2 protein-coding genes are annotated in these 1,217 nt (G+C 35.7%); both read left to right on the top strand.

Annotated features, from left to right (window positions below; genetic code table 11):
• The coding region (locus tag BN1068_RS00060) for a helix-turn-helix domain-containing protein (RefSeq protein WP_217697293.1) at positions 1 to 617 on the top strand (617 nt) is incomplete at its 5' end.
• A partial coding sequence (locus BN1068_RS00055) for an IS3 family transposase (RefSeq protein ID WP_077600809.1) occupies positions 581 to 1,217 on the top strand: 637 nt, incomplete at its 3' end. The genes BN1068_RS00060 and BN1068_RS00055, both read left to right, overlap by 37 nt.

The following is a 1,217-nucleotide window of genomic DNA, read 5'->3' as shown; positions in this document are numbered from 1 at the left end:
GGTACCGCCCCCCGAAAGTTAGAGTAGAAAAATCTAACTTTCGGGGTGTTTTTATGGCGAAATATAATGAAGAATTTAAAATAAAACTCGTCACCGAGTATTTATATGGCAATATGGGCTATAAATCATTAGCCAAAAAATATAATATGGGCAGTGAAACATCTATAGTTGAGTGGGTGAAAGTCTATAAATCCCAAGGAATAGATGGCTTAAGAAGAAGAAAAACAAAGGAGAAGTATTCTGTTCAATTTAAATTAAATACGATACAATTTATGTTACAGACAGGTGCTTCTTTCTTAGAAACTGCTATTCAATTTCATTTGAACAACCCTTCCTTAATTAGACGCTGGATGAAGGCATTTGAGGAAGAAGATTTAGAAGGCCTAGAACCAAAACCAAAGGGGAGACCTTCTATGTCTAATAAAACCAATAAGCAAAAGGAAAAAGAGGCGAAGAAATTAACACGCGAAGAAGAATTAGAACGCGAGAATGAATTACTGCGACTAGAAAATGCATACCTAAAAAAGTTGAGAGCTTTTCGGGAGGATCCGAATGCCTTCCACGAAAAGCACAAGCAAAGGTGGCATTCGAACTCAAAGAAGAAGGATTCCGATTAAAAGATGTCCTCTGTGTGGTAGGTATTCCTGAAGCAACCTACCATTATCATGTGAAGCATTTTAGCAGAGAAGACACGGATGCAGCATTAAAAGAACTTATTATATCCCTGTTTAAAAAATTTCATGAACGCTATGGTTATAAACGTATCACGAAAGAATTAAAAAAATTAGGGCATGAAATCAATCATAAAAAAGTGTACCGTTTGATGAGAGAATTAGGATTAAAATGTGTAAAATTTATGCGGAAATCCCGCAAATATAATTCCTATAAGGGAAAGGTTGGAAAAGTAGCGAAAAACCGATTATCCCGCCGATTTAGCACATCTATCCCACTTCAAAAACTAGTAACGGACATTACAGAATTCAAATGTCTTGGTGAGGAGAAGTTATATTTAAATCCAATTCTTGACCTTTACAACGGAGAAATTATTGCGTATGAAATCAAGAAGCGACCAACGTTAGATCTTGTCATGGAACCTTTAAAAGAAACGATGGAGATAATAAAAAATCGTGCAACCTATCGTACCACGATTCATTCCGATCAAGGCTGGCATTATCAACACAACCAATGGGTGAAGACTTTAAAAGAAAATAAAGTAT

This window comes from Oceanobacillus sojae (assembly GCF_900162665.1).
GTDB lineage: Bacteria > Bacillota > Bacilli > Bacillales > Amphibacillaceae > Oceanobacillus > Oceanobacillus sojae_A.
This window is presented reverse-complemented; position numbering and strand designations above follow the sequence as displayed.